The sequence below is a fragment of the Polaribacter sp. 2305UL8-11 genome (genome assembly GCF_058147165.1).
In genome coordinates this window covers 1-18,424 of record NZ_JBYVJW010000017.1, presented here as the reverse complement: position 1 = coordinate 18,424, position 18,424 = coordinate 1, and the positions used below count along the sequence as shown (strand labels likewise).

Annotated in this window: 16 protein-coding genes; 7 read left to right on the top strand and 9 right to left on the bottom strand. The window is 29.3% G+C overall.

Going from position 1 to position 18,424, the window contains the following annotated elements; all coding sequences use genetic code 11:
• Positions 1 to 198: 198 nt before the first annotated feature.
• Positions 199 to 1,590 carry a Gfo/Idh/MocA family protein gene (locus ACY2RW_RS14410; RefSeq protein ID WP_490123437.1) on the bottom strand — a complete coding sequence of 464 codons (1,392 nt, stop codon included), beginning with the start codon at positions 1,588 to 1,590 and terminating at the stop codon, positions 199 to 201.
• A 99-nt stretch (positions 1,591 to 1,689) separates the two neighbouring features.
• On the opposite strand from ACY2RW_RS14410, the gene ACY2RW_RS14405 reads away from it, so the two are divergent.
• Entirely contained in the window at positions 1,690 to 2,697 is a 1,008-nt protein-coding gene (locus tag ACY2RW_RS14405; protein WP_490123436.1) for a 3-oxoacyl-ACP synthase III family protein, read from the top strand.
• A gap of 97 nt (positions 2,698 to 2,794) precedes the next feature.
• Here the strand turns inward: ACY2RW_RS14405 and ACY2RW_RS14400 are convergent, their stop codons facing one another.
• Together ACY2RW_RS14400 and ACY2RW_RS14395 are read right to left on the bottom strand one after the other, a co-directional pair.
• Complete coding sequence (locus ACY2RW_RS14400) at positions 2,795 to 5,197, bottom strand: TonB-dependent receptor (RefSeq protein WP_490123435.1); 2,403 nt, start codon at positions 5,195 to 5,197, stop codon at positions 2,795 to 2,797.
• Positions 5,198 to 5,339: 142 nt separating this feature from the next.
• Positions 5,340 to 7,796: a TonB-dependent receptor gene (locus ACY2RW_RS14395; RefSeq protein ID WP_490123434.1), complete on the bottom strand. Its 2,457-nt coding sequence runs from the start codon at positions 7,794 to 7,796 to the stop codon at positions 5,340 to 5,342.
• Positions 7,797 to 7,894: 98 nt separating this feature from the next.
• Between ACY2RW_RS14395 and ACY2RW_RS14390 the strand changes: the two genes are divergently transcribed.
• Complete coding sequence (locus ACY2RW_RS14390; RefSeq protein WP_490123433.1) at positions 7,895 to 8,257, top strand: CoA-binding protein; 363 nt, start codon at positions 7,895 to 7,897, stop codon at positions 8,255 to 8,257.
• Here ACY2RW_RS14390 and ACY2RW_RS14385 read toward each other — a convergent pair.
• Genes ACY2RW_RS14385 through pyrR form a run of 5 tightly spaced genes read right to left on the bottom strand, consistent with a single transcriptional unit; the run spans position 8,254 to position 11,300 of the window.
• Entirely contained in the window at positions 8,254 to 9,168 is a 915-nt protein-coding gene (locus tag ACY2RW_RS14385; RefSeq protein ID WP_490123432.1) for a ribonuclease Z, read from the bottom strand. The genes ACY2RW_RS14390 and ACY2RW_RS14385 overlap by 4 nt on opposite strands.
• Positions 9,165 to 9,485 (bottom strand): T9SS type A sorting domain-containing protein, encoded by a 321-nt coding sequence (locus ACY2RW_RS14380; RefSeq protein ID WP_490123431.1) that lies wholly within the window; start codon positions 9,483 to 9,485, stop codon positions 9,165 to 9,167. The genes ACY2RW_RS14385 and ACY2RW_RS14380 overlap by 4 nt, the downstream gene beginning before the upstream one ends.
• A gap of 9 nt (positions 9,486 to 9,494) precedes the next feature.
• Entirely contained in the window at positions 9,495 to 9,827 is a 333-nt protein-coding gene (locus tag ACY2RW_RS14375; protein WP_490123430.1) for a hypothetical protein, read from the bottom strand.
• 2 nt (positions 9,828 to 9,829) lie between these two features.
• Entirely contained in the window at positions 9,830 to 10,759 is a 930-nt protein-coding gene (locus tag ACY2RW_RS14370) for an aspartate carbamoyltransferase catalytic subunit (protein ID WP_490123429.1), read from the bottom strand.
• A 1-nt stretch (position 10,760) separates the two neighbouring features.
• The gene (gene pyrR / locus ACY2RW_RS14365; RefSeq protein ID WP_490123428.1) at positions 10,761 to 11,300 is read right to left on the bottom strand and encodes a bifunctional pyr operon transcriptional regulator/uracil phosphoribosyltransferase PyrR; all 540 of its coding nucleotides are present in this window, start codon (positions 11,298 to 11,300) and stop codon (positions 10,761 to 10,763) included.
• Between the two features lie 194 nt (positions 11,301 to 11,494).
• Between pyrR and ACY2RW_RS14360 the strand changes: the two genes are divergently transcribed.
• Positions 11,495 to 12,865, top strand: a complete 1,371-nt coding sequence (locus ACY2RW_RS14360; protein ID WP_490123427.1) for a tetratricopeptide repeat protein — start codon at positions 11,495 to 11,497, stop codon at positions 12,863 to 12,865.
• Positions 12,866 to 12,887: 22 nt separating this feature from the next.
• Here ACY2RW_RS14360 and ACY2RW_RS14355 read toward each other — a convergent pair whose 3' ends face one another.
• Entirely contained in the window at positions 12,888 to 13,412 is a 525-nt protein-coding gene (locus ACY2RW_RS14355; protein WP_490123426.1) for a superoxide dismutase family protein, read from the bottom strand.
• Between the two features lie 131 nt (positions 13,413 to 13,543).
• On the opposite strand from ACY2RW_RS14355, the gene ACY2RW_RS14350 reads away from it, so the two are divergent.
• The 4 genes from ACY2RW_RS14350 to ACY2RW_RS14335 all read left to right on the top strand — a co-directional run bounded on the left by ACY2RW_RS14350 (position 13,544) and on the right by ACY2RW_RS14335 (position 18,203).
• Entirely contained in the window at positions 13,544 to 14,467 is a 924-nt protein-coding gene (locus ACY2RW_RS14350) for a polyprenyl-phosphate transporter (protein ID WP_490123425.1), read from the top strand.
• Entirely contained in the window at positions 14,468 to 15,475 is a 1,008-nt protein-coding gene (locus ACY2RW_RS14345) for a DUF368 domain-containing protein (protein ID WP_490123424.1), read from the top strand.
• Complete coding sequence (locus tag ACY2RW_RS14340) at positions 15,456 to 16,211, top strand: shikimate dehydrogenase family protein (RefSeq protein ID WP_490123423.1); 756 nt, start codon at positions 15,456 to 15,458, stop codon at positions 16,209 to 16,211. Before ACY2RW_RS14345 ends, ACY2RW_RS14340 begins: the two co-directional genes overlap by 20 nt.
• Positions 16,212 to 16,313: 102 nt before the next feature.
• Positions 16,314 to 18,203, top strand: a complete 1,890-nt coding sequence (locus ACY2RW_RS14335; RefSeq protein ID WP_490123422.1) for a DUF349 domain-containing protein — start codon at positions 16,314 to 16,316, stop codon at positions 18,201 to 18,203.
• The last annotated feature ends 221 nt before the right edge of the window (positions 18,204 to 18,424 follow it).

Below are 18,424 nucleotides of genomic sequence, written 5' to 3'. Positions count from 1 at the left end.
CCATTTCGACTTTATGGAGAAATCTCAAAAAAAGAGATTTTTCGACTTCATTTTATTTCGCTCAAAATAACAAACAGCATGACAGTATTTTTATTTTCTAGTAGACTATTAGTCAAAAAAAATACCAAAAAGGGTTTTGTGACAAGATGACAGTGTAAAAGTTTTGAGTTTAGAAAATTTAAAATTCAACTCTAAAAACTATATTTCTCTCAGCATTTCAGTAGTATTTTTATTTTTCCAAGTTCCTCCAGTAAAATCAGGAACTTTTACAGAAGCACTATTTTGTGCTACAGACAATTCTGAAAGTGGTGTAATCGCACTCCACAAAACACTATCGTACACATTTATATCTAAAGGTAAACCTTGATTTAAACATCTAATCAATCTGTAAATCATTACAAAATCCATACCTCCATGACCCACTGAATTATTAGAAATTTGTGCTTTTAATTTGCTCCAAAGAGGGTGATTGTATTTTTCTCTGTATTCATCATATTTTTCTTTTTCTAACCACTTGTGTCCCCACCAAGCTAATTTTTCTTCATTAATGTATAATTTTGAAGGATAACCTTCATGCACAGCTTTTGTACCCACAACTGTATTTAATCTGTCATAAGGTCTTCCAGAATGCACATCAAATTGCAACATAATGGTTTTACCTAATTTGGTTTTAATCATTGTGGTATTCATGTCTCCACATTTTACATTCGAAAACTTGTCAATTCCAGCACGTTTTGCAGCATCACTCAAACTTTTTTCACGAGAACTCATAGACACTACATGATCAAAAGTATCTCCACGTCCAATATCCATATATTGGCTAATGGGGCCTAAACCATGAGTTGTGTAAAAATTCCCATCTTTTTTAAGATGATGTTTAATTCTCCATTGATCTTCATAATATTTTTCATCTAGTAAATGGATTCTTAAATCGTGAATATATGCACCCTCTGCGTGCGTTAAATCGCCAAAAATACCTTGGTTTACCATATTTAAAACCCACAACTCTTCATTGTTAAAACAACAGTTTTCCATCATCATGCAATGTTTTTGGGTTCTTTCTGCAGTTTCTACCAATTTCCAACAATCTTCTAAAGTAGTTCCAATTGGCACTTCAGAAGCAACATGCTTTCCTTTTTCCATTCCATACAAAGCCATTGGTGTATGCATTTCCCAAGGAGTTGCAATAATTAGTAAGTCAATATCATCTCTATCTGCTACCTTTTTCCACTCATCAGGATTTCCATAATAGGCTTCTGCAGTTTTGTTATGAGTTTTTAAAAGATGCGCATTTAATTTATCAGTTTTTTCTTTTTTTAAATCAGAAATAGCAACTATAGTAGCATTATTATTTTTTACCAACCAATCAAACATTTGTATTAAAGTCTGACCTCTATTTCCTGCACCAATTATTCCAACTCTAACATTGTCTATTTTTGGGGCTTTTAGCCCAAAAACTGTTCCTTTTGCAGATTTGTTTAAGAGCGTATTTGTTTTTTCAACAGTTTCTTCTTTGCAAGAAACAGCAGTGGTTAATCCTAAAAATAAGGCTGCTTTTGATGAGAGTGATAAAAAATCTTTTCTGTTCATAATAAAGTAAGATTGGATAGATGTATTTACTTTTTGTAAAGGTGTTAATTTATCACTATTTTAGCTAATCAACAAACAAACAATTTAAAATACAGATACATGTATAATTCAAAAATAACAGGTCTTGGCTATTATGTTCCAGAAAACGTTGTTACCAATAATGATTTAAAGGAATTTATGGAAACTTCAGACGAATGGATTCAAGAACGAACAGGAATTAAAGAAAGACGTTGGATAGACCCAAAAACCGATGATACTACTGCAGTTATGGGAGCAAAAGCGGCTAGAATTGCCATAGAAAGAGCAGGTTTAACAAAAGATGATATAGATTTTATTGTTTTTGCTACATTGAGTCCTGATATGTATTTTCCTGGAGGTGGAGTGCAAGTACAAGATATTTTAGAAATGCCAACCATTGGTGCTTTAGATGTTCGTAATCAATGTTCTGGTTTTATTTATTCCATGTCTGTTGCAGATCAGTTTATAAAAACAGGCATGTATAAAAATATTTTAGTCATAGGTGCAGAAAATCATTCTGGAGGTTTAGAACGTTCTACAAGAGGTAGAGGTGTTACTGTTATTTTTGGTGATGGAGCAGGAGCTGCAGTTTTATCTAGATGCGAAGAAAAAGGAAAAGGAATCTTATCTTCTCATTTGCATTCTGAAGGAAAACACGCTAAAGAATTGGTTTTAGAAGGGCCATCAACTCAAAGATGGGTGCCAGAAATTATGGAGCAAAATGATCCTGATGATACTTCTTACTATCCTTATATGAATGGACAGTTTGTTTTTAAACACGCTATTACTCGTTTTTCTGAAGCCATTGTAGAAGGTTTAGAAGCCAATAATTTACAGAAAGAAGATATAGATATGTTAATACCACATCAAGCTAATTTACGTATTGCACAATTTATTCAAAAGAAATTTAGATTGTCTGATGACCAAGTTTTTAACAATATTATGAAATACGGAAACACCACAGCTGCATCTGTAATCATAGCATTAACAGAAGCTTGGGAAAAAGGCAAAATAAAAGACAACGATTTGGTTGTTTTGGCGGCTTTTGGTAGTGGTTTTACTTGGGGAAGTGTGATTATGAGATGGTAAGTTTTCTAAAATATATTGCATAAAAAAACTCGTTTTCACGAGTTTTTTTATACTTTTTTACGAATTAGTATTTTTTAATTTAGAAACAAAATTTGGCTTACAAAATCCCTCCACTTCCTTCAGTCTCGTTTTTTTCTCTATATTTTCTATCTCTAGCTCTGTTTTTTCCGCTTCCAAAATCATAAGAAAAACCAAGGTAAATAGAACTATATTCAAGTGTGAAGTTACCTGTTTGCGGAAAAGGATTTGTAGATGAAAAAGCCAATTTGTAATTATCAAAAATATCTGTTGCTCTTAAAGTTAGGGAACCATTTCCATCAAAAACAGACAATCTAGCACCTGCATTTACTAAGAAATACGGATCTACTTTAAACTGTACACCTTCACTTTTTCCTCTGTAAGAACTCGATAGTTGAAATCTCAATTTTTTAGTAGCCTTAAAACTATTGCTAACTCTTGCAGTAAAAAGAGTGTTTTTTATGCTTTCTTTTTTATTGTTAATTAAACCTTGACTATCTTGAATGTATAAGCTAGAACTGGGTCTTATAGTCCACCAATTTGTTGGTTTAAAGCTAGAAGAAAACTCAACTCCATAACTATCTGCAGTATCATAATTTGCATACGAAAGAATTTGCCTGTCTGCATTTAAATTATCTTTATTAATAATTCTACCAATAATATTGCTTGTGTTTCTGTAAAATGCGCCAAAAGTTATGTATCCTTTTGCAAGTGTTTTGGTGTAATTTGCCTCAAAAGAATTGGTAAACTGTGGTTGTAATGTTCTATTTCCTACTGAAATTGTTAGTGGAGACGTCCATTCTTGAATAGGTGTAACTTGATCTACTCCAGGTCTGTCAACTCTTCTGCTATACCCTAATTGAAACTCGTTGTTTTCTGAGTGGTAATAGGTAAGAAAAGCAGATGGATAGATGCTAAAAATATGATCAGAATATGTTTCTAAGCCAGTTTGTTGTGTATTTGTAAAAACACCATCAACAGTAAATTGCTCAAAACGTAAACCAGCTTGCAAAGCTATTTTCTTGTGTTCTTTATTGTAATTTATATATGCAGAGTAAAACTCTCTATCGTAATTAAATGTAGAGTTTCCTCTTGGCGTTGTTGGAGGATTTCCACCAGTAGCTATTTCTTGGTCTGTAATAATTGCATTGTAGGCTTTTTGGGTTCTTAATTCTAAACCTAATTCTAAACTTCCATTAGTAATAGGTTTTGTATAATCTATATTGGCTAAAAAAGAATCTACATTGTTGCTTATGTTGTTGGTATAGTTGTAAACTTTTGAGTTTGGATTTATTGTTTCTATGATAAAGTCGTTCTGAGGATCTGTAGTTTTGGTATAGTTAATTTCAAATTCTATATTTTCTCCTTTATCATTAATATCTAACTTATAATCTAAGTTGTAAGCCTGTTCTTTGGTATTAAATTGCGATAGGTTAGGAGCATTAAAAACCAGATTATTGTTTTCTAAAACTTTGGTTTTTATAAAAAAATCGGTATTCGTAAAGTTTTGATTTGTATAAAAAGACAACGTATTTTTTTTGTTGATGTAAAAATCAATTCCAGTTTTTAAATAATTACTTGTAGAATTGTCTAAATAATCGATATTTTGTTTTAGGTTTTTGTCACTTCTATCAAAGAGAGTAAATGTTTCAAATTTCCCCCAATCTAAACTGTAATTGGCATAAATATTAATTTTACCAGTTCTGTAATTTAAATCTAAGGAACCAGAAGGTCTAGTATTAATGCTATGTTCTGCTCCAATATTTACAGAACCATTAAAACCTATGGTTGTATTTTTTTTAAGGATAATGTTTATAATTCCGCTCATTCCTTCTGGATTGTATTTAGCTGATGGATTTGTAATTAGTTCTATACTTTTTACAGAAGAGGAAGGAATTTGTTTTAATAACTTAGAAGGAGAAAGGTTAGAGGGTTTTCCATCAATCAAAATTCTAACATTGCTATTTCCTCTTAAATTTACACTCCCTGTTTGAAAATCGACTTGAACAGATGGGATATTTTCTAGCATTTGCAGAGAATTTGTACCAGCAGAAGTTAAATCTTTACCAACATTAATTACTTTTCTATCAATTTTTTGGGTAATTGTAGAAGCTTCAGATTGAATGACAACTTCATTTAATTGGTCTACTATTTCTTCTAAAACAATAGTTTTCAAATCAATTTTTGGTTCTTTTTCAGAAAGTAAAATTACCTTTTTTAATGTTTTATAACCAATAAATTGAACATCAATAAAAATAGAATCTAAAGGTAATTTATCTATTATAAAAAATCCTTTATTGTTTGTAATATCGCCATTTAAAATAACATTTGATTTGTTTTTGCAAATAATATTTACATAAGGAATAGCTTTTTTTAATTGGGCATCAATTACTTTTCCAGAAATAATTCCGTTAGTTTTTGAGTTTTGCGCTAAAAATGTAATTGTTGATAATAATAGGAGTAGGGTATTTAACTTTTTCATAAATTGATGTCAAATTGTAATATTCATAGCAAAAAATAATATTACAAAAAATTTGTTAAAAATAGTTAAAATTTTAACATAAAAAAACCTCAAATCTTGATTTGTAAGAATTTGAGGTTTTAGAAATAATTATTTTTTTATTTTAAAAGAAGCCACCACCACCATCTTTTTCTCTATTGTCTCTTCTTCTTCTAGATTTTGCTTTGTTTTTTCCTCCACCAAATCTATAATTAAAACCTAAATAAGTGGTTCTACTTTCCCAATTAAAACGTCCATTTTGTACAAACGGATTTGTAGAATTAAAGGCGAATTTCATCCCTTGAAAAATATCATTAAAACGTAGGTTTACAGTTCCTTTTCCTTTTAAAACAGTCCAACTTGCACCTGCATTTACCATCCACATATTTTCTACATCCCATTGAATGTCTTTTTGTGGACCTCTATACATTGCAAATAGTTGAAATCTTAAGTTTTTACTTGCTGTAAAACTATTACTAACTCTTGCATTAAAAACATTGTTTTGTACAGATAGTTGGGTTGCATTTGCACCAGTATTGTCTATATTACCAAATTGTTCTTGCGAGTAAAAATCCATGCTAGAGTTTACTCTCCACCAATTATTCATTTTAAAGTTTGCAGAAAATTCTAAACCGTAAGCATCTGTATCACTAAAATTTGTAAAAGATAATATTTGCCCAACTTCTGGGTTTGCAGGATCTCTATTGGTAATTCTAGAAATTACATCAGAAATTTTTCTGTAAAAAGTACCAAAAGTTAAATTACCTCCTTTGATTTGTCTTGTATAATTTAGTTCGAAAGAATTGGTAAACTGAGGTACTAAGTCTGGATTTCCGATAGAAATAATTAGTGGTGTACCCCATTCTCTAATTGGGTTTACTTGTCCAATTCCTGGTCTGTCTACACGTCTGCTGTAACTAAATTGATATTGATTTTTTTGTGATGGACTAAAAGTAAAAAATGCAGATGGATATACTGTAAAAATATGGTCTGTAACTGGTTCAGGGTTTTGCCCAACTCTGTTAAAGTTACCTTCTACATTAAAATCTTCTAATCTTGCACCCAATTGCATTGTAAATTTGTCAAAAGAAGTCGCGTAATTAATGTATCCAGAATAAATATTTCTCTTAAAATCAAAATTAGAGTTCCCTATAGGAGTTGTTCCATTTATGTTATTATTGTTATCAAAAGTATAAATTTCTTGATCTGTTTTATTAGTGTTTTCTGTTTTGTCTGTTCTATATTCTAGTCCTAATTCTAATTTTGTTTTATCAGAAAGCGGATTTGTATAATCTATATTTACCAAAGTATTACTTCTGTCATTGCCAATATCGTTAAAGTAATTAAATACTTTGTAATCAAAGTTTGCAGGTTGTTGAAGCGTATTCCTATTTACTAAATCACTAGTTGCGTCTGTGTTAGAGTAGGTAGCTTCAAACTCTAAATTATGACCTTTTTTCTCAAAATCTAATTTATAGTTAATGTTATAAGTACCTGTTGGTGAGTTGTTTTTTTGAGAATTTGGTGATAAAATAATTGCATTACCATTCGTATCAAATATGTTTGCAGTACCATTTACATCACCTTCAAACCAATTTTGATTTGTATAAACAGACAACGTATTTTTATCATTTAAATAAAAATCTGCACCAAACTTTACTAAATTAGACAGATTTGTATTTACAAACCTAAAATTTTGATTGTTTACACCTGGTCTATCTACAAAACCAAAATTTAAATTATCGCCACTATTATGCCCATAATTTAAGAAGAAATTTACTTTTCCTGTTTTGTAATTCATATTGGTAGATGCATTGTAGCGAACATAATGTCCAGCTGTTATTCCACCATCTACAGAGCCATTAAAACCCATGTTTGCATTTTTGTTTAAGATGATGTTAATAATACCACTCATTCCTTCAGGATTATATTTTGCAGATGGATTTGTAATTAATTCGATACTTTTAATAGAAGAAGAAGGAATTTGTCTTAACAAATCTGCTACAGGAATATTTGTAGGCCTACCATCTACCAAAACACGTACATTAGAGTTACCACGTAAACTAATATTACCTGTTTGGCTATCTACACTTACAGATTGTACGTTGTTTAATAATTCTGATGCAGTTGTTCCTGCAGAAGTTAAATCTTTACCAACATTAATTACCTTTCTATCTACTTTTTGTACAACTGTAGAGGTTTCTGCTCTTACAACAACTTCATCTAAACTAGCAGCATCTTCTTTTAAACCAATTACTCCTAAATTGATGTTTTTGTTTTTATTAGTAATGTTTATTTTTTTAGAAAATGTTTTATAACCAATAAACTGAACTTCTACTAGGCTATTCCCTTTTGGTACATCCTTTATTTTAAAGTTTCCATTGTCATCAGTAATTCCACCAGTAAGAATTTTTTTTGCTAAATCTCTAATTACAATGTTTACGTAAGGTAAAGCTTCTTTTGTTTTGTCGTCTACTACTTTACCATTAATTACACCTGGTTTTGGTAACGTTTCTTTCGCCATTTGTGCAAAAGAATTTGCAGACATTAATACTATTGCAATAAGTAATAATTTTTTCATTTTGGGTTGATTTTATTTTTTCGATTGAATGATATATAGACGTTCTAATGATTATCTTTGTTACAAGCATTAACTTTGTTTAACGTATTATTAACATTATGAAAAATGTAACACTTGTTCTTGGAGCATCTTTAAAAGAAAACCGATATTCTAATATTGCAATTAAAAGGCTAAGAGATAAAGGAGTACCTGTTTTAGCAATTGGTTTAAGAGACGGTTTTGTGGGCGATGTAAAAATCGAAACTCAAAAAATGGAGTTTCAGACTGTAGATACTGTTACATTGTATCTAAACCCAAAAAGGCAAGAAGCGTATTATGATTATATCATTTCTTTAGCACCCAGAAGAGTTATTTTTAATCCTGGAACCGAAAATTTTGAGTTTATAAAAAAGTTAAAAGCACATAATATCGAATCTGAAGTGGCTTGTACTTTAGTTTTACTAAGTACAAATCAATATTAAACTGTAAAGATGCTTCCAGGTATTGCTAGTTCTGTGTTTTCGAAGATTTCTTGTGCTTCTTTTTTAAAGATAGAAATATCTTTATATCTCCCAGAATAATGCCCTATAATTAATTTTTTTACATTGGCATCTTTTGCTATTTGTGCAGCTTGTTTTGTTGTAGAATGCTTGGTTTTTTTTGCCAAGTCTTCTCTTTCTTCTAAAAAAGTAGCTTCATGATATAATAAATCCACATTTTTTATAATAGGTATAATATCTGGTTTGTAACTAGTATCACTACAAAAAGCAAAACTTAATGTTTTTTTTGGTGGAAGTGTTAATTCTGAATTTGGCACAATTTCTCCAGTAGATAAAACAACGTCTCTACCAGCTTTAATATTTAAATAATCTGCTTTGTCTATTTCTTCGTAATTGTTAATGTTGTCCATAAACAATTTTCTTGGTTTTTCTTTTTCTGTAAATAAATAACCATTGGTATAAACTCTATGATTTAGAGGTATTGTTCTAACAGATACTTTATCATCTTCAAAAATGAGTTCACTTTCTTTAGAGGATAATTCGTGAAAAATCATTTTATATTTTGCATGAGATTGTGATATTTTTAGCTGTAATAAAGTAACTTCTTTAATTCCTTTAGGACCAAAAATATGCAATTCTTTTTCTCTACTAAGAATTCCGTAAGTAGACAATAACCCCACCAAACCATAAAAATGGTCTCCATGCAAATGAGAAATAAAAATATGATTAATTTTTGCGAAACCTACTTTGTATTTTCGCATTTGTCTTTGAGTGCCCTCACCACAATCTATTAAAAAATGTCGATTGTTAATTTCTAAATATTGAGAGGTTGGAAAAGCATTAATTCTTGGTGTTGCAGAGTGGCAACCCAAAATAGTTAAGTTTAGACTCATCTAATTACAAAACGTTTAGAAATTACTTTCTTTTTATCTTGAATGCTGTAAATGTAAATTCCAACTGGTAGATTATTCTTATAAAAAGGAATTGTGTTTTTTCCAGATTTTGTTTTGATATTTTTTTTATAAACTGTTTTTCCTAAAACATTTTTAACAGTAAAAAAAACAGTGCTATTAGTTGTAGCTGTAAAACTAATTTTTGTAGAATTTGTAAATGGGTTAGGAGCAGCAGATAAACTACCAATAGATTTTTCTTGAGAAAAGCCTAAAGAAGTAATACTTAAAAATAAAATAAAAAGTAATTTTTTTATCATTTGTTTATTTTAAAAACCTAACTCTCTTTCCATATTTTCCATATCTATAACATCTTCTGCTTCTTGTAAAGTTGGTACAATGTTAAAGCTTTCAGGAAAATTATCTATATCTACATTTGTATAAACAATAACAAAAGATGTGCCATTTTCTTTACTTTGAACAGCTTTATCCAAAAATAATAAAATTTCTTCATTAGATACCTTAATATCTTTAGAAATTTGAATGATTTTATTTTGTTTATCTAATTCATTTTCTATTTTTAAAAAAGAATTATAAAATTGGGTAAACGAGTTTTCTTTATAAGATATGAGTGTGTATTTTTCTTTTTTATCAATTTGCATCACTACCTTTTTATTTGTTGTGCCAATAAATAAATAACTGCCATTCTTACAGCAACTCCATTTTCTACTTGATTTAAAATAATAGAGTCGTTAGAATCTGCAACATCGCTTGTAATTTCTACACCTCTGTTTATTGGTCCTGGATGCATGATTACAATTTCCTTGCCAAGATTGTCTAATATTTCTTGGTTAATACCAAAAAGCTGCGTGTACTCTCTAGTTGATGGAAAATATTTAATATCCATTCTCTCATGTTGTACTCGTAAAACATTGGCAACATCACACCATTTTAAAGCTTTTTTAAGATTGGTTTCCACTTCAACACCAAGACTAGTAATGTATTTAGGAATTAATGTGGTTGGACCACAAACTTTAACTTGAGCACCTTGTAATTGTAGCGCAAAAATATTAGATAATGCAACTCTAGAGTGCAAGATGTCACCTACAATAACAATTTTTTTACCTTTTACTTTGCCTAATTTTTCTCTAATCGAATAAGAGTCTAATAGAGCTTGTGTTGGGTGTTCGTGAGTTCCATCACCAGCATTTATAATTTTAGCATTTACATGTTTAGATAAAAAAACACCTGCACCAACATTTGCATGACGCATTACTACAATATCTACTTTCATTGCCAAGATATTGTTTACAGTATCTATTAGAGTTTCTCCTTTTTTTACTGATGATTGACTCGCAGAAAAATTAATTACATCTGCAGAAAGTCTTTTTTCTGCTAATTCAAAACTTAATTTTGTTCTTGTACTATTTTCAAAAAATAAGTTAGCAATCGTAATATCTCTTAAAGAAGGTACTTTTTTAATAGGTCTATTAATAACCTCTTTAAAATGATCTGCAGTTTTAAAAATGAGATCAATATCGGTTTCTTTTAGATATTTTATTCCTAATAAATGTGATACACTTAATTCTGACATATTACTTTGTTTCTATATAAACTGCATCTTTTTTATGCGTTTCTGTCCAAGTTACTAAGACTTTTTCTTCGTTAATTGCATCTACTTGTCTACCTCTGTAATCTGGTTGAATTGGCAAATGTCTGCTAAATCGTCTGTCAATTAGTACTAAAAGCTCTATATTTTCTGGTCTGCCATAAGATTGCATTGCAGTTAATGCAGCTCTTACACTTCTTCCAGAGTACAAAACATCATCAATAATAACTACTTTTTTGCCTTCAATTAAAAAATCCATTTTATTAGTTTCGGCTACCAATGGTGCCTCTCTTCTTCTAAAATCATCTCTATAAAAAGTAATGTCTAAAAGGCCTAATTTTAAATTATTAATATGGTACTTTTCTTCAAGTAAATGGGCTAATCTTTTAGCTAAATAAGTACCTCTTGGCTGTAAGCCAATTAAAACAGTATTAGAAAAATCGTTATGATTCTCGATTAACTGACAAGCCAATCGATGTAAAATAATTTCAATATCTTTTGAGTTAAGTAGTGTTTTTTTGCTCATAAGAAAGCTACCAAATTAGCTTGATAGTTATTGAAAATCAAAATTACTGCAAATATATGTATGTGCAAAATTTATAAGTAGTAAATAATTGCAATTGCTTTTTGTTAATTAAATTGTTAAAAACAATTGCATCTAAATTTTATATGCCCTAAGAGTTATAGTATTTTTAAACTAATAATTCAAATCTCATAGTTATGTCTCTATTAAAATTTGAATCGATGCTCAAAACCAATGCTGTTTATTTCTTTGATTTGGTTGAGTTTGAGGAAATTATTGTACATTATTTAGATGTTGGTAAACACGCTTTAGCAAAAAAAGCAGTAAAATTAGGGCTAGAACAGCATCCTGCTTCTGTAGATTTAAAGTTACTTCAAGTAGAAATTTACCTTTTTGAAGACGAATTAGACAAAGCATCTCTACTATTAAAAAAAATAGAAAGACTAGAACCTAATAATGATGAGGTTTTTATACAAAAAGCAACTATAAGTTCAAAAAAAGGAAATCATAAAAATGCTATTGAGCTTTTAAAAACGGCTTTAACCTACACAAATGACAAAGTAGATGTCTGGTCTATTATGGGAATGGAGTATCTGTATTTAGATGATTTTGAAAATGCACGTTTAAATTTTGCGAAGTGTATAGAAGTAGATTACGAAGATTTTTCTGCATTGTACAATATTGTGTATTGTTTTGATATGGAAAAAGAACACGATGCAGCTGTAAAATATCTTACTAATTATTTAGACACAAACCCATATTGCGAAGTCGCTTGGCATCAATTAGGAAGGCAATATTTTATTTTAGAAAATTACAAAGAAGCATTAAGGTCTTTTGACTATGCTGTTTTAATTGATGAATCTTTTATTGGTGGATATCTAGAAAAAGCAAAAACATTAGAACAATTAAAACATTATCAAGAAGCAATAGACAATTATTTAATTACTATAGAATTAGACGACCCTACAGCTTTTGCCTATTTAAGAATAGGGGAGTGTAAAGAAAAATTAGAACATATAGAGGAAGCAATTTCTTTTTATAAAAAAGCAATACATGAAGATCCTTTATTAGATAGAGCTTGGATGCTTTTAACCAATTTGTATTACAACCAAAAAAAATACCAAAAAGCAGCATATTACATTTCTAAAGCTTTAAAAATTGATGATGGAAATGCTTTGTACTGGAGAAGTTATTCACAAATTAATTTAAAACTTAATTTTTACGAAGAAGCTGTTATTGGTTTTGAAAAATGTTTGAGTTTAAATGATAAAGAGCTAGAAATTTATATTGGTTTGTGCGATGTTTTATCTTTTTTAGGAGATTTTAATGATGCCGTAAATATATTATACAAAGCTCAAAAAATGCATTTAAAATCTGCTGAGATAGAATACAGATTTGCTGGATTGTTTTTTGTATTAAGCAAAGAAAAATTTGGATTTGATCATTTAATTGCAGGTTTTAAAATAGACTTTGAGTATCATACAATACTCAAAGAACTATTTCCAACAGTATTTGAAAATGAAAAAGTACAAAAACTGATTATAAATTATAAAAAGGCAATGGAGTAGAATAAAAGAACAATTCTTAAATTTACTTTACTTTAATCTCTCCACAACCTATTCTTGGTCCAGCAGCTCCAGAAGGTTGAGAACTAAAGTCATCAGGCCCAGCATGAATAATAATGGCTTTGCCAACAATATTTTTGTTTTCGTCCTCACAATTTATGCACCATAAATCTGTGGTTCTTTCAATAGTTCCTTTTCCATTTTTATCAGCCACAATATTACCAATATCTCCAATATGAAAAGGTTCTTGCATCCATTTTCCATGATTTTTATTTGTAGGATTCCAATGTCCTCCTGCAGATTTTCCATCAGGTGCAGAACAATCTCCTATTGCATGAATATGAATTGCATGATTTCCTTCAGTTAAACCAAATACTTCTGCTTTCATAGTCATTACTCCGTTTTTTTCATTAAAAGTAACATTACCAGTTACATTGCTATCGCTTTTTGCTTCTATATTTACAATAGCAGTTTTATCTTCTCCAGTAGTATTACAAGAGGTTATAGAGAATAGTATTGTTGATAATAATAAAAGTTTAATATTTTTCATGATTTTATCGTTTCTTCAAAAATAAAAAAAAGTTTACAAAAAATAGGTTTGATTTATAATTGAAACTAGAATACTATTTTATTTTTCCAATTTCGCCTATCTTCGTTTTTCAAAAAAATAGAAAATTTAAAATGAGTAGAAGCATTAAAGATTATGTTGTTGTTGGTTTAAAAGGAATGGCAATGGGTGCTGCAGATGTTGTGCCAGGAGTTTCTGGAGGAACCATTGCATTCATTTCAGGAATTTATGAAGAACTTTTAGGTTCTATAAGCAATATTAATTTAAAACTATTTAAAACATTAAAAGAAGAAGGTTTCAAAGCAGCTTGGAAACAATTAAATGGAAACTTTTTAGCAGCACTTTTTATTGGAATATTTATAAGTATAGTTTCTTTAGCAAAAATAATTAAGTACTTGTTAGAAAATGAGCCTATTTTGTTATGGTCTTTCTTTTTTGGGTTGGTTTTAGCAAGCATCATTTATATTGCAAAACAAATAGAAAAATGGAATTTTATCTCGGTTTTAGTGCTAATTATTGGTGCAGTTTTGGCTTATTATATCACTACTTTAAATCCGTTAGTTTCAGAAAATTCATCGCCATTATTTATATTCATAGCAGGTGCAATTGCAATTTGTGCAATGATTTTACCAGGTATTTCAGGTTCATTTATTTTAGTGTTGTTAGGTGCCTATAAACCTGTTTTAGAAGCTGTAAATAGCAGAGATTTTAAAACAATTCTTATTTTTATGGGAGGTGCAATTGTAGGTTTGTTAACTTTTTCTAGAGTTTTAAAATGGTTGTTTAAACATTATAAAAATTATACTTTAGCTACCTTAACTGGTTTTATAATAGGCTCTTTAAATAAAATTTGGCCTTGGAAAGAAACCTTAACTTGGCGTACAAATTCTCATGGAATTAAAGTACCATTTAATCAGCAAAGTGTATCTCCTTTTTCTTATCAAGGTGATGCAGAATTAACAATGGCAATTGTATTGGCATTGGTTGGTTTTGGGTTGATTTTAATTATGGAAAAATTGGCAGTTCAAAAAAAATAAATGCAAAAACAAAGAAACTTCCTAGAAAGAAGTATCCTTTTTTTAAAAGGGATAGCAATGGGTGCTGCAAATAAAGTTCCTGGTGTTTCTGGAGGTACAGTTTCTTTTGTTTTTGGTTTTTATGAAGAGCTAATTTATTCTTTTAGAAAAATAAATTTGACTGCTTTTAAATTGTTATTTAATGGTAGGTTTAAAAGTTTTTATAACTACGTAAATGGTCAGTTTTTAATACTGATTATGGGAGGAAGTATTTTTAGCTATTTTAGTATTTCTCTAGTCTTAGATTATTTTTTAGAAAATTACGAACTCTATGTATGGAGTTGGTTTTTTGGGATGATTATAGGCTCTATTTATTATATTGGAAAAGACTTTGGAGATTGGAATTTTAAAAACATTTTATCGCTGGTTATAGGAGCTTCAATTGGTTTAGGAATTAGTTTTTTAACACCAGCAACAGAAAACGACAATCTTTGGTTTGTTTTTATTTGTGGTATAATAGGAGTTTCTGGCATGACACTTCCTGGTCTTTCAGGCTCTTTTATTTTAATTTTGTTGGGTAATTACGTACTGCTTTTAGTAGACTCTGTAAACGAATTATTTTTTATAATTACCAATTTATTAGCAGGTAATTACGAAGTTTTATCAGATCCAATTAAAATTAGATATCTAAAAATTATTACTGTTTTTACTGCAGGTTCTGCATTTGGTTTGGTTTCTATTTCACACGTTTTAGGATATGTTTTAAAAAGATGGCATCAAATTGTAAATGCTATTATTATTGGTTTTATAACAGGTTCTTTAGGTATTGTTTGGCCTTGGAAAAAAACAATTTTCGCATTAAAAGATGATGTTTTTTTATTAGATAAAAAAGGGAATAAAATTGTAGAGAATTACGAACGTTTTATGCCCAATTTTTCTAGTCTTGAAACTTGGTTTGCCATTTTTTATATCATTTTAGGAATTGCATTAATATTAATCATAGATTATTATGGGAGAGAAAAAAAATAATACGTTTGGTTTGTTAGGTAAAAACATCTCTTACTCTTTTTCTAGAGGATACTTTACAGAGAAGTTTGCAAAAATGGGACTCAATACAAACAAATATGTAAATTTTGATATACAAAGCATTCATAAATTTCCAGAAATTTTAAAAGAAACTCAAAATTTAAAAGGCATAAATGTTACGATTCCTTACAAAGAAGACGTAATGGTTTACTTAGATAAATTTGATAAGACAGCTAAAAAAATTGGTGCTGTAAATACCATTAAATTTACTAAAAGAGGAGATTTAAAAGGGTATAACACAGATGTTGTTGGTTTTGAAAAATCTATTAGTCCGTTTATAAAAAAACATCATAAAAAAGCTTTGATTCTTGGTACTGGAGGTGCATCTAAAGCAGTTGCTTATGCCTTAAAAAAGAACAATATCAAAGTAAAGTTTGTATCAAGAAATCCTAAAAACGAAAAACAAATTTCTTACGAGAATATAACCAAAGAAATTCTACAAAAATACCATATTATTGTAAATTGTACTCCTATTGGTACTTCACCAGATATTTTAAAATGCCCAAATATTCCTTATCAACATCTTACAGAAAAGCACCTTTTATTTGACTTAATTTATAATCCAGAAGTAACTACTTTCTTACAAAAAGGAAAAGAAAAAGGAGCAACTATTAAGAATGGATATGAAATGTTAGAATTGCAAGCAGAAGAATCTTGGAGAATTTGGAACGAAGATTAAATTTTTAAAATCTATTGATGATTTGTAAATTAACTAAGTTGTCTGTATCTTTATAGACTGTATAATTATGGTATTATATATAAGCGCTTAAACATTGTAAACATGTTAGAAAATAATGATGATAACGTTGATAAAACGGATAAAAAAATAGTTGAAGAAACTAAGACAACAGCTAAAGCTGATGATTCTTTAAAGCCTGAAAAGCATAATGAGACTAAAGAAGCTGTAGATGAGGTTGAAAAATCTGTGGCAGAAAATGCAGAGAAAGATACAACTAAAGAAGATGATGCACCATCTATAGATTATGCAACTTTATCATTAGAAGATTTAGTATTAGAGTTAAAAAAAACCTTATCTAATAATGCTGTTCAAAAAGTAAAATCTCAGGTAGAAGGAATAAAAAGTGCCTTTAATTTAAAATTCGGCGCAATTTTAGCAGAAAAAAAAGCCGCTTTTCTTGAGGCTGGAGGTAATTCTATCGATTTTAAGTTTTCAAGCCCTGTAAAATCTGAATATAACAAGCTTTTATCTGAATATAAAAAGCAGAGAGATGCGTATTACAAAGATTTAGAAAAACAGTTAGCAGAAAATTTAGAAAAAAGGATTTCTGTAATCAATCAATTAAAACAATTAATTGAAGGAGGAGATACTGCTACTATGTATAAAAGTTTTAAAGAACTACAAGATACATGGAAAAAAATAGGGCCAGTTCCTAAAAATAATTATAACGATACTTGGAAAACCTACCATCATCATGTAGAGCGTTTTTACGATTTATTACATTTAAGTAACGATTTTAGAGATTTAGATTTTAAACACAACTTAGAAGAAAAATTAAAACTTATTGCAAGAGCAGAAGCTTTAGAAAATGAACCAGATATAAACACTGCTTTTAAAGAATTGCAAGAATTACATAAAGTTTGGAAAGAAGATATTGGCCCAGTTTCTAAAGAAATGAGAGAAGAAATTTGGGGCAAATTTAGCGAAGCTACAAAGAAGATACATGATAAAAGGCATGACCATTTTAGAGAAATGCGCTCTAAATACAAAGATATTATAGAAGAAAAATTAAAAGTTATTGCACAAATAGATGCTATTGATACTTCCAATAATAAATCTCATAGCGATTGGAAAAAAAGTATAAAAGAAATTGAAACACTAAGAAAATCTTATTTTGATGCAGGAAAATTGCCTTACAATAAAAGCGAAGAAGTTTGGCAAAAATTTAAAGCTGCTACCAAAAAGTTTAATAGCGCAAAAAATAGTTTTTACAAACAAGAAAAAAGTGGTCAGCAAGATAATTTAAATAAAAAAATAGCTTTAATAGAGTTTGCAGAATCTATTAAAGATAGTGATGATTGGGAGAACACAACAAATCAAATGAAAAAAGTCCAAGCAGATTGGAAAAAGATTGGACATGTTCCTCGTAAATTTTCTGATGATATTTGGAAACGTTTTAAAGCTGCTTGTAACCATTATTTTGACAGATACCATCAACAAAGAAATACTTTAAATAAAGAGCAACAAGAAATTGTAGAAGCTAAAAAAGAATTTTTAGAATCTTTAAAAGAGTTAAAAGAGCCTACTAAAGACATTGTCTTAGAATCTGTAAATAAATGGAGAAGTTTGGGTAGATTACCAAGAAATGCAAGACACTTAGATGGTAAATTTAATAAACAAATAGACAAATTTTTAGAGAGCCTTTCTCTAGGAAAGAGAGAAGTAGCAATGTTAAAGTTTACAAATGCTGTAGATGGTTTTGTAGCTGATAACGATGTTAGAAAATTAGATTCTGAACATCAATTTGTAAGAAAAAAAATGGATGAGGTTGTAAAAGAAATTCAGCAATTAGAAAATAATTTAGGTTTCTTTTCTAATGCTAAAGGAGATAACCCACTTGTTTTAAACGTAAAAAACAGAGTTGAAGAATTTAAAAATGATTTATCTATCTGGAAAGAAAAACTAAATTATTTAAAGAATTTAGACTATTAATTTTTTCACATAAAAAAGAGGCTGTCTAAAAAGTATTGAAATTTGTCATTTCGACTGTAATGGAGAAATCTTATTTGTTCAAAATCAATCACATAGATTTTTTCACAAAGCCTGTCTTGAGCGAAAACGAAAGGCTCAAAATGAGGTAATGTGGTAAAAAATGGTTGGTAATTTTTACATCAAGATTTGTTATATTCCCAAAGTTAATTTGAACAGGACAT

Excerpts from the sequence above, each read along its gene's own strand:
- ACY2RW_RS14335 (WP_490123422.1), top strand. The coding sequence starts at position 16,314 with ATGTTAGAAAATAATGATGATAACGTTGATAAAACGGATAAAAAAATA.
- ACY2RW_RS14340 (WP_490123423.1), top strand. The coding sequence starts at position 15,456 with ATGGGAGAGAAAAAAAATAATACGTTTGGTTTGTTAGGTAAAAACATC.
- ACY2RW_RS14405 (WP_490123436.1), top strand. The coding sequence starts at position 1,690 with ATGTATAATTCAAAAATAACAGGTCTTGGCTATTATGTTCCAGAAAAC.
- ACY2RW_RS14380 (WP_490123431.1), bottom strand. The coding sequence starts at position 9,485 with ATGATAAAAAAATTACTTTTTATTTTATTTTTAAGTATTACTTCTTTA.
- ACY2RW_RS14350 (WP_490123425.1), top strand. The coding sequence starts at position 13,544 with ATGAGTAGAAGCATTAAAGATTATGTTGTTGTTGGTTTAAAAGGAATG.
- ACY2RW_RS14345 (WP_490123424.1), top strand. The coding sequence starts at position 14,468 with ATGCAAAAACAAAGAAACTTCCTAGAAAGAAGTATCCTTTTTTTAAAA.
- ACY2RW_RS14370 (WP_490123429.1), bottom strand. The coding sequence starts at position 10,759 with ATGTCAGAATTAAGTGTATCACATTTATTAGGAATAAAATATCTAAAA.
- ACY2RW_RS14410 (WP_490123437.1), bottom strand. The coding sequence starts at position 1,590 with ATGAACAGAAAAGATTTTTTATCACTCTCATCAAAAGCAGCCTTATTT.
- ACY2RW_RS14385 (WP_490123432.1), bottom strand. The coding sequence starts at position 9,168 with ATGAGTCTAAACTTAACTATTTTGGGTTGCCACTCTGCAACACCAAGA.
- ACY2RW_RS14395 (WP_490123434.1), bottom strand. The coding sequence starts at position 7,796 with ATGAAAAAATTATTACTTATTGCAATAGTATTAATGTCTGCAAATTCT.
- pyrR (WP_490123428.1), bottom strand. The coding sequence starts at position 11,300 with ATGAGCAAAAAAACACTACTTAACTCAAAAGATATTGAAATTATTTTA.
- ACY2RW_RS14360 (WP_490123427.1), top strand. The coding sequence starts at position 11,495 with ATGTCTCTATTAAAATTTGAATCGATGCTCAAAACCAATGCTGTTTAT.
- ACY2RW_RS14390 (WP_490123433.1), top strand. The coding sequence starts at position 7,895 with ATGAAAAATGTAACACTTGTTCTTGGAGCATCTTTAAAAGAAAACCGA.
- ACY2RW_RS14375 (WP_490123430.1), bottom strand. The coding sequence starts at position 9,827 with ATGCAAATTGATAAAAAAGAAAAATACACACTCATATCTTATAAAGAA.
- ACY2RW_RS14355 (WP_490123426.1), bottom strand. The coding sequence starts at position 13,412 with ATGAAAAATATTAAACTTTTATTATTATCAACAATACTATTCTCTATA.
- ACY2RW_RS14400 (WP_490123435.1), bottom strand. The coding sequence starts at position 5,197 with ATGAAAAAGTTAAATACCCTACTCCTATTATTATCAACAATTACATTT.